The organism is Streptomyces sp. NPDC054834 (assembly GCF_053611185.1).
In genome coordinates, this window is the sequence record NZ_JBSGZV010000099.1 from 1 (window position 1) to 9475 (window position 9475).

The following is a 9475-nucleotide window of genomic DNA, read 5'->3' on the forward strand; positions in this document are numbered from 1 at the left end:
GCTCCGGTGCTCGACCACCCGGATCACCTGCCTCGTCCAGGCCGTCCTCACCCTGCATTTGGCCAGCTCAGACCGATGATGAAAAAGCCTCAATGTCTCACGAATACTGGGACTGGGTGTGCGGCAGGCTTCCCCAGGACATGGGGTACCTGCGGTTCAACCGCCCCGGCTACGGACTCAGCACGCCGGCCACCCGGTACGGCCTGGAACGGCACTTCGTGCTGCTGCAGGAGCTGCGCGACACGTACGCGTCCGACCTGCCGCTGGTACTGGCAGGCCACTCCCTCGGCGGATACCTCGTCGCGGCGTACGCGTCCCTGCACCCCGGCGCGGCGCAGGGCGTGTCCTCAGTCGTCATGATCGACGCCACTGACGTACGCATGCTGCGCCTCTCGCGCCGTACCGACGTCGACCGGTGGTCCCGGCAGTCGATGCTGATGGAGCAGGTGTACGCACTGGCCGGCCTTTCCGCCTTCCGTCCCGCCCTCAACGTGAACAAGACGTACCGTCCTGATGTCAACCGGAGTCTGACGGCCTTCCTGGCCCACCCCCGGGCCTGGGCCACTTCCTACCGGGAGTACAGGGACGCGATGACCTATCCGGAACTGACTGGCCTCGACACACCGCTCACGGTGATCACGGCGGAGAACAACCACGGGGACAACGCCGCTCACCACGCCGTCCAGGCGGGGCTGGCCACCTTGTCGAAGCGGTCACACCACCACTTCGTCGACGGCTCCGACCACGAGTCCCTGCTCTCCGTCCAGCAGCACGCCGAACAGGTGGCGGAGTTGATCGCCGGTGATCCGCCGTCCGAGCCGGCCCGACGGCAGCGGCCCTCCGCCGAGGACCGCCCCGCCGCCAGGAAGACCGCCGTACGGGAGGAGGAACCGGCGTGATCCTGACCGTCAACACCGAACGCCTGAAGACGGCCGCCGTCACGGCGTCACTCGCCACCTGGCTGGTCGCGACGGCAGCGGCACAACTGCCCGAGCGGCGCTTCGACACCATCCTGAGTCGTGGGAAATGGCGGATACCGACACCGAACTGGCGGTTCTTCGGGCCGAACCCCGGCGTCAAGGACAACCACCTCCTCTACCGGGACATCACCGAAGGCGAGCCCGGCGAGTGGAAGGAAGTCCCGGTCACCCGCGACCGTCCCTGGTACGCGCTGGCATGGAACGCACGAAACCGGTCCCCGAAGGCCCTCTTCGACGCCAGCCAGGACATCTCCGCCCGCGCGGCGGCCTTCGGAGTGGACCTGCGTCCCGTGCTCCTGGCACCCGGGTACAAGCTCCTGGCCCGCTACATCCAGCTTCATCTGCCCCATGCCGAAGGCGCGACGCACAGCCAGTTCCTCCTGATGCAGTCCTACCTCACCACCCCCGTAGACCGGCACATCGAACCCGTTTTCGTATCCGTGGAGTTCCCGCTGGAGGACGGTGACTTCCTGAGTACCGCTGCGACCCCGACAGCCGCATAGCGGGCGGATCCTTCCCTCTCGGCCGGACGTTGCGAGCTCACTCGGCAGCCCCATGCGCGTGAGTTCGCTCCCTCCCGCCGAACGGCTGGAGAACCCACTGTCGGAACCCAAGAGAAAGAGGACAGAGATGTCACTTGTGGCGGAATTCGCCAACACCCATCTGGCCGAGGTGAAGCCGGGCCGTGTGGGAGCTGACGCGACCCCGACCATGATCACCCCGCTGGCCACCATCGCGACCCCCGAGGCCGTTCCGATCGGCATCGCGGTGACGGCGGCCACGGCCCAGGCGGCGGCCACGCTCAACCAGGCCGTCCACCACTGAAACAGCCGACGGCCGACAATCCCGATCGGCAGCGTCGGCCGCGGCTGACACAAGACGGCGGGGGCACGGTACGCCCGATACGCATACCGTGCCCCCGTCCTCGGCCACCTACTCTACTCGTACCGACTCACCCGAGAGCTCTCATCCATGTTCTTCAGCGCTTCACCCGAGGCCACCACACGCCGAGTGGCCTCGCTGGGTACGCTGGTCTCAGCACTGGAAATGCTCAGCCAGAGCCGCAAGTTCGAGGACGGCGAATTACTGAGCGGCCAATTGGACAGCATGCGTCCCCACCTCGCCAAGAGATTCCCCCGGCTGACCCGTGCGCTCAATTCCAAAAAGGCGGCAATGGCCCTCTACGGAATTCAGGCCGGCGCCTCCGCCGCCACGCTGATCTGGGGGCACAAGCGCGGTGTACGCATGGCGGGCAGCACTGTTCTGGCGGTGACGGGTGCAGCCGGTCGGCTGCAGAGCCCCTTCGGCGGGGACGGTGCCGACCAGCTCCAGCAGGTCATCAACGTGGTCCTCGCCTCGACCGGTACCTTCCAGGACACCGAGAAGGGCCGTGACGTGGCCATGCGCGCACTGGCCCTCGAGACGACCATCTCCTACGTGGCCTCCGGAGTGGTCAAACTCGTTTCTCCGGTGTGGCTCAGCGGAGAGGCGTTCAGCGGAGTCGTCCGAACCCACAACTACGGGCATCCGGGAATCTACCGGCTCGTGCACCGACACCCGCTGCTGGGAAAGGTCGTGACCTGGGGAACCGTCGCTGCGGAGATCGGGTTCCCGCTCGTCTTCGTCCTGCCCAAGCCGGCAGCCAAGGCCTATCTCGGCTCGATGACCCTTTTCCACCTGGCCATCGGGCAGGTCATGGGGCTCAACCGTTTCGTGCTGGCCTTCGGTGCCACCCACCCGGCGATCCTCTACACGCTCACCCGGAGAGAAGCAGGAGCGGCGGCCGAAAAGCACCCCACGGCCCCTGCCCTGCCCAGTGCCTAGCGATACCGTGCCCCCTCCGCACCGACTCCTCGTCCGGAAGGACCCATGACCCAGCAAACCCGCCGATTCGTTGTCTACGGAATCGCCGCGCTCGGACTGGTTATCAGCTTCCTCGCGTCCAAACTCTCCCCGGAGAACTCCGGACTCATCATGTTCGGTGGCCTGGCGGCCACCGTAGTCGTGGGCCTGGTCGTGGCGAAACAGGGAGAGGACACCCGCAAGTAGCGCACCTTGTGAGCCACCTACCTCTTCCCCCCACGATCTGGCGCGCCATTGATGTCTTCTTCCCAGTCCACTCTCGTCATCGATTCCATATCCAAGCGGTACGGCGACCGGCTCGCTCTGGATGCCATGTCTCTCACGGTCCCTCCGGGCGAAATCTTCGGTTTCGTCGGCAGCAACGGTGCCGGGAAAACCACTGCCATGCGCATTGCGATCGGCATCCTGGCCGCGGACTCCGGAGAGGTGCGCTGGGATGGCGTACCCGTCACCCGTGACGCCGCCGCGCGCTTCGGGTACATGCCGGAGGAGCGCGGCCTGTACCCGAAGATGACGGTGGGAGACCACCTCGTCTACCTCGCCCGGCTGCACGGACACACACCGGCGTCAGCCGCCCGGGCCATGCGCCACTGGACCGAGCGCCTCAGCATCGACCGGCATCGCGAGCGCAGCATCGACGAACTGAGTCTGGGCAACCAGCAACGCGTCCAACTGGCCGCGGCGCTCGTACATGATCCGGCACTGCTCATCCTGGACGAACCCTTCTCGGGACTCGATCCGCTGGCGGTGGAGGACATGGGCTCCGTGCTGAAGGAGAAGGCAGCGGACGGCGTGCCCATCCTCTTCTCCAGTCATCAACTGGACCTTGTCGAGCGGCTGTGCCACCGGGTCGGCGTCGCGCGCGAGGGGCGCCTGGTCGCCTGTGGCACGGTGACGGAACTACGCACCTCAGGCCCCCGCACGATCTACCTGGAGATGGCTCAGGCGGACCCCGGATGGCCCGCCCGGCTGCCTGGCGTGGCCGACTGGTGGCTCGATGGGGACGGCTGTGTCCTCCAGCCGGCACCGGAAGCCGATGACCAGGCCCTCCTCACCGCCGCGATGACCCTCGGACAGGTGAGCGAGTTCCGTCATCGGCAGCCTTCACTGACCGATCTCTTCCTCGAACTGCTCGGAAAGCCGGGAGCGGACGAGACCAAGGCACCGGACGGTGTGCGATGACGGGTCAGTCGGGCAGGGACGTGAAACGCGGCAACGACCATCGGACCGACTTCCGGGAGGCGGTACGACTCGTCGTCGTGCGCGAGGTCAAGTCCCGGGTGGCGACGAAAAGCTACCTCCTCGGGATCTTCTTCACAGCGCTCGCCATCGTCACACTGATGGTCTCCCTCGGCGGCGGCAACGGCCCCCGCACGTACGACGTCGCAGTCACCGGTGCTCCTCCTTCCGTTGTGGGTGCCATGCCTAAAGGGATCGAGGCGCGGTCTGTGCCCGACGCGGCCGCCGCGCGGGAGCAGACCAAGGACAGAAAGGTGGCCGCCGCGCTCGTCCTGCGGGACGGGCGGGCTCAGATCCTCGTACGCGGCGACACTCCGGACACCGCCCGTGGTGCCGCAGCCGCCATGGCCCGTCAGTGGGCGCTGAACCGCGCACTGCGCGCACAGCATGTGAGTGTCACGGCCTTGTCCGAACAGGTGGCCGCCGCAGGCCCGAAGACCATCACGGTCAGCGGCGACGAGAGGGACGCCAAGTCACTGGGTGCCGCCCTCACCGTGTCGGTGCTGCTGTTCGTCCAGATCCTCGGCTTCGGCATGCTGGTGGCCCAGGGAGTCGTCGAGGAGAAGTCCACCCGCGTCGTCGAGGTCCTGCTGTCCGTCCTGACGCCCCTGCGGCTGCTGGTCGGCAAGGTGGTCGGGATCGGCATCAGCGCATTCGTGCAGATGGGGGTGCTCGCGGCGGTCGCGGTCGGCACCTCCGCCGTGAAGCACACCAGCAGCGTCGGCTTCCCCGGCATCGCCGCCACGATCTCCGCGCTGAGCTGGTTCCTGCTCGGGTTCTTCTTCTTCGCCTTCCTCTACGCGGCCGCGGGTTCCCTGGTGTCCAGGCCGGAAGAACTCCACTCCGTGGTGACGCCCATCATGCTGCTCACCATGCTGCCCGCGGGAGTCGCCTTCGTAGCTGCACAGGACCTGTCCGTGCCGTGGGTCGGCGTACTGCGCTACGTCCCCCCGTTCTCCTGCCTGTTGATGCCGATGCTGGCCGCCGTCCACGAGGTCGGCTGGTGGCAGCAGGCCGCAGCGGCGGCGCTGATGACGGTGGCGACCGGGGCCGCCGCGTGGCTGACGGCACGCGTGTACCAGCGCTCCATTTTGCATCTTGGAGCGTCCCTGAGCTGGCGCCAGGCACTCACCTCCTGAACACTCCGCCGTGTGAACACCGAGCCGTGAGGCAGCGGGCACCGAGCCGATGCTTGGTGCCCGCTGCCTCTTTCCGTGCAGCTTTCGCGAACACCGGAACGCCGGGGAACAACAGGTGCCTCCTGGTGGTGCTCGGTGGTGCGTCACCAGTGAGCTGTCCAGGAGGCCCCGCCGCCTGCGCCGAGCGCACCGCGGCCGACAATCACCGGCCGGGGAACTCAGTCGGAGTGCGGCCGACGGTCACGGACCCACGTCACCACCACCATGGCCGCCGTGAAGTACATCAGTCCGCTGGCGTTCGCCACCGGGCCGACGTACTGCTCATAGCCCTCCGCTCGCAGCTGGAGCGCGAGGAAACCGAGCACCACCCCGAGTGCCGTGATCGCGGCGGTCAGGGGGCCGAACGGAGCCTTCTTCATGAGTATGTCCTCCCAAGCTACGAGTCGACTGGCCGATGCCGAGTCTACGTACGTATCGTCGGCTCCTCCTTCGGTGCCCCGAACCACACACCTCAGACAGACGGCAACTCGCCCTTTCATGGCTGGTGTTGCCGACTGGCGTCGTCCGGATCCGGGACCACGGCCGGTGCGGTCGAGGGAGAGGAGGCCCTCATAGAGCCGGCGGCCGTCCCTGGGCGGGCCGACGGGCATGTCAGCGCAGCAGCACCCCCGCCCCCTCCACCCCCTCCTCCGAAGGCACCGCCACCAGCCCCAACTCCGCGCCGGACGCCAGCAGTCGGTGGGTGGGAAGGACCCGGACCGTATAGCCGTAGGGGCCGGTGCGGTCGAGGGAGAGGGGGCCCTCGTAGAGCCAGCGGCCGTCCGCGTCCTGGCCGCCTACCGCCTTCAGGGCGATCATGCCGGCGTCCGTGATGCGGTCCTCGGAGTCGACCCGGCCGGAGACGACCTGGACCTCCACGTCGTCGGGGGAGAGCGCGCCGAGGCCTACACGGACGCGGAGGCCGAGGGTGGTGCCGAGTTCGGCGGTGGCCGTGGTGGTCGTCGTCTCGACGTGGTCGATGGTCACGCCGTGCCACGCGGTACGCACCCGCGCCTTCCAGGCGGCCAGTTCCTCCGCCGCGGACGAGGAGAGGGCGCGGCCCGCCTGCGCGGCCGGGGTGTAGAGGCGCTCCACGTACTCGCGGACCATGCGGCCGGCCAGCACCTTCGGGCCGAGCAGGGTCAGGGTCTGGCGGACCATCTCGATCCAGCGGTCGGGGAGACCGGACTGGCCGCGTTCGTAGAAGCGGGGGGTCACCCGTTGTTCGAGGAGATCGTAGAGGGCGGCGGCCTCGATGTCGTCGCGGCGGTCGGGGTCGGTGCCCGCGCCGTCCGCCGTGGGGATGGCCCAGCCGAAGTCGGGCTGGAACCACTCGTCCCACCAGCCGTCGAGGACGGAGAGGTTGAGGCAGCCGTTGAGTGCCGCCTTCATGCCGGACGTGCCGCAGGCCTCCAGGGGGCGCAGGGGGTTGTTCAGCCAGATGTCGCAGCCGGGGTAGAGCTTCTGCGCCATCGCCATGCCGTAGTCGGGGAGGAAGACGATGCGGTGGCGGACGCGCGGGTCGTCGGTGAAGCGGACCAGTTCCTGGACCAGGCGCTTGCCGCCGTCGTCCGCGGGGTGGGCTTTGCCGGCGACCACGATCTGCACAGGGTGCTCCGGGTGCAGCAGCAGTTCCATCAGGCGGTCGCGGTCGCGGAGCATGAGGGTGAGGCGTTTGTAGGACGGGACCCGGCGGGCGAAGCCGATGGTCAGGACGTCGGGGTCGAGGACGCCGTCGATCCAGCCGAGTTCGGCCGTGCCCGCGCCGCGCTGCCGCCAGGAGGCCCGCAGCCGCTCCCTCACCTCCACCACCAGTTGCTCGCGCAGGGTGCGCCTCAGCTCCCAGATGTCCTGGTCCGCGATAGCCGCGACCGCGTCCCAGCGGTCGCTGCCGTCGACGGTGAGCGCGTCCTCGGTGCGCTGGGCCCCGAGCTGACGGGCCCCGAGCCGGAAGACCTCGGGGGCGACCCAGGTCGGGGCGTGCACCCCGTTGGTCACGGAGGTGATCGGCACCTCCTCGGGGTCGAATCCCGGCCATAGTCCGGCGAACATCTCCCGGCTGACCTGGCCGTGCAGCAACGACACTCCGTTGGCGCGCTGGGCCAGGCGCAGACCCATCACGGCCATGTTGAACAGGTTGGGCTCCCCGCCCGGGTAGGTCTCCATGCCGAGCCGCAGGATGCGTTCGACGTCGATGCGCGGCAGTTCGGCATCGGGGCCGAAGTGCCGGGCGACCAGCTCCCGGTCGAAGCGGTCGATGCCGGCCGGGACGGGGGTGTGCGTGGTGAAGACGGTGCCGGCCCGGACCGCCTCCAGGCCCGCGTCGAAGTCCAGGCCGTCCTCGCAGAGTTCGGCGATGCGTTCCAGGCCGAGGAAGCCGGCGTGCCCCTCGTTGGTGTGGAAGACCTCGGGCTCGGGGTGGCCGGTGAGCCGGCAGTACGTGCGCACCGCCCGCACTCCCCCTATGCCGAGCAGCATCTCCTGGAGCAGCCGGTGCTCGCTGCCGCCGCCGTACAGCCGGTCGGTGACGCCGCGTTCACCGAGGTCGTTCTCCTCGACGTCGGAGTCGAGCATCAGCAGCGGCACCCGGCCGACCTGGGCCACCCAGATCCGGGCGCGCAGCCGCTTTTCGCCGGGCAGGGCGAGGGAGACCTGGGCGGGGGTGCCGTCGGCCTCATCGAGCAGGGCGAGCGGCAGCTCGTGCGGGTCGAGGACGGGGTAGTGCTCCTGCTGCCAGCCGTCCCGGGACAGGCTCTGCCGGAAGTAGCCGTGCCGGTAGAGGAGTCCGACGCCGATCAGCGGTACGCCCAGGTCGCTGGCCGCCTTCAGGTGGTCACCGGCCAGGATGCCGAGGCCGCCGGAGTACTGGGGCAGGGCGGCCGTGATGCCGAACTCCGGGGAGAAGTAGGCGATGGCGGCGGGCAGGCCGGCGGGCTGCGTCTGGTACCAGCGGTCGCCGGTCACGTAGTCGCTCAGATCGTCCGCGGTCGCGGCCAGACGGCGCAGGAAGCGGCGGTCCTCGGCGAGTTCGGCCAGGCGGCCGGGGCGCACGCCGCCGAGGAGCCGGACCGGGTCGCCCTCGGAGGCGGCCCAGCGTTCGGGGTCGATGGACTGGAACAGGTCGCGCGTTTCCGCATGCCAGGACCAGCGCAGGTTGCGCGCCAGGTCGCTGAGCGGCCGGAGGGGTTCGGGGAGCACGGGACGGACGGTGAACCGACGGATCGCCTTCACACTTCCACCTCGGACGCAGTGCGTGTGAGACACACTTCGTTGTGCGTCTCGTCGTCGACTTCGACGGTACCGGGGGTACCCGTCTCTTCGAGGCCGGACTTGTGTGTAGACATACGCGTGAGTAGTTAACAAAGTGCCGGATTGCCTACCTGAATAGGGTGGGAAGGCTCCTCCGGTACGCTCCCCAGGCGCATCACAGGTAGACCCGCAGGACCCACCTCCCCACAGTCATCCGCCCACACCCTCGTTGACGCGGACAGGAGCGGTCATGCCCGCCACGCACCACTCGTCACCACCCCCGACAAGCAGCAAGACGACCAGCAGGACAGCTGGCAAGAAGAGCACCAAGCCGAGGACTCCGGCCGGTGTTCCGGCCGATGCTCCCCCGGCCTCCCCACAGGAGTCCTCAGCGGCCGGGGGCACCGCCGTCGGCCGCATCCCCGTCCTCGACGTCCGCCCCGTCGTCCAGTGCGGCCGCAGGCCCGCCAAGGCGGTGACTGGAGAAACGTTCGAGATCTCCGCGACCGTGTTCCGCGAGGGGCACGACGCCGTCGGTGCGAATGTGGTCCTGCGGGACCCTGAGGGCCGCCCGGGGCCCTGGACGCCCATGCGCGAACTCGCCCCGGGCACCGACCGGTGGGGCGCCGAGGTCACCCCGGACGCGCCCGGGTCGTGGACGTACACGGTGGAGGCCTGGAGCCACCCCGTGGCCACCTGGTGGCACCACGCGCAGATCAAGATACCGGCGGGGATCGACACCGGCCTGGTGCTCCAGGAGGGCGCCCGGCTGTACGAGCGGGCCGCCGCCGGGGTGCCGAAGCGCGACGGGCGCGAGGTCGTGCTCGCCGCGGCGGCGGCCCTGCGCGACGAGGACCGGCCGGCCGCCTGGCGTCTGGCGGCGGCGTTGGCGCCGGAGGTGGCCGAGGTCCTCGCCCGGTATCCGCTGCGGGAACTGGTCACCGCCTCCGAGACCCTGCCCCTGCT

General features: G+C 69.1%; 10 protein-coding genes. 8 read left to right on the plus strand and 2 right to left on the minus strand.

Annotated features, from left to right (window positions below; translation table 11 throughout):
• The first annotated feature begins 92 nt into the window (after positions 1–92).
• From ACWGJM_RS48535 to ACWGJM_RS48565, 7 genes are all read left to right on the plus strand, one after another.
• Positions 93–899, plus strand: a complete 807-nt coding sequence (locus tag ACWGJM_RS48535) for an alpha/beta fold hydrolase (RefSeq protein ID WP_453418198.1) — start codon at positions 93–95, stop codon at positions 897–899.
• Positions 896–1483, plus strand: coding sequence for a hypothetical protein (locus tag ACWGJM_RS48540; protein WP_453418199.1), 588 nt, complete (start codon positions 896–898; stop codon positions 1481–1483). Before ACWGJM_RS48535 ends, ACWGJM_RS48540 begins: the two co-directional genes overlap by 4 nt.
• A gap of 127 nt (positions 1484–1610) precedes the next feature.
• A complete protein-coding gene (locus ACWGJM_RS48545) occupies positions 1611–1805 on the plus strand; it encodes a linaridin family RiPP (RefSeq protein ID WP_453418200.1) in 195 nt (64 codons plus the stop codon).
• Positions 1806–1952: 147 nt separating this feature from the next.
• Positions 1953–2804 carry a hypothetical protein gene (locus ACWGJM_RS48550; RefSeq protein WP_453418201.1) on the plus strand — a complete coding sequence of 284 codons (852 nt, stop codon included), beginning with the start codon at positions 1953–1955 and terminating at the stop codon, positions 2802–2804.
• A gap of 45 nt (positions 2805–2849) precedes the next feature.
• A complete protein-coding gene (locus ACWGJM_RS48555) occupies positions 2850–3029 on the plus strand; it encodes a hypothetical protein (RefSeq protein ID WP_453418202.1) in 180 nt (59 codons plus the stop codon).
• 126 nt (positions 3030–3155) lie between these two features.
• Positions 3156–4025 (plus strand): ABC transporter ATP-binding protein, encoded by an 870-nt coding sequence (locus ACWGJM_RS48560; protein ID WP_453418203.1) that lies wholly within the window; start codon positions 3156–3158, stop codon positions 4023–4025.
• The gene (locus ACWGJM_RS48565; protein WP_453418204.1) at positions 4022–5221 is read left to right on the plus strand and encodes an ABC transporter permease; all 1200 of its coding nucleotides are present in this window, start codon (positions 4022–4024) and stop codon (positions 5219–5221) included. The genes ACWGJM_RS48560 and ACWGJM_RS48565 overlap by 4 nt, the downstream gene beginning before the upstream one ends.
• A 218-nt stretch (positions 5222–5439) precedes the next feature.
• Here ACWGJM_RS48565 and ACWGJM_RS48570 read toward each other — a convergent pair whose 3' ends face one another.
• Both ACWGJM_RS48570 and ACWGJM_RS48575 read right to left on the minus strand, forming a co-directional pair.
• Complete coding sequence (locus tag ACWGJM_RS48570) at positions 5440–5640, minus strand: SCO3870 family protein (RefSeq protein WP_453418205.1); 201 nt, start codon at positions 5638–5640, stop codon at positions 5440–5442.
• Between the two features lie 232 nt (positions 5641–5872).
• A complete protein-coding gene (locus tag ACWGJM_RS48575; RefSeq protein WP_453418206.1) occupies positions 5873–8491 on the minus strand; it encodes a glycosyltransferase family 1 protein in 2619 nt (872 codons plus the stop codon).
• 268 nt (positions 8492–8759) lie between these two features.
• Between ACWGJM_RS48575 and ACWGJM_RS48580 the strand changes: the two genes are divergently transcribed.
• A partial coding sequence (locus tag ACWGJM_RS48580; protein ID WP_453418207.1) for a maltotransferase domain-containing protein occupies positions 8760–9475 on the plus strand: 716 nt, incomplete at its 3' end.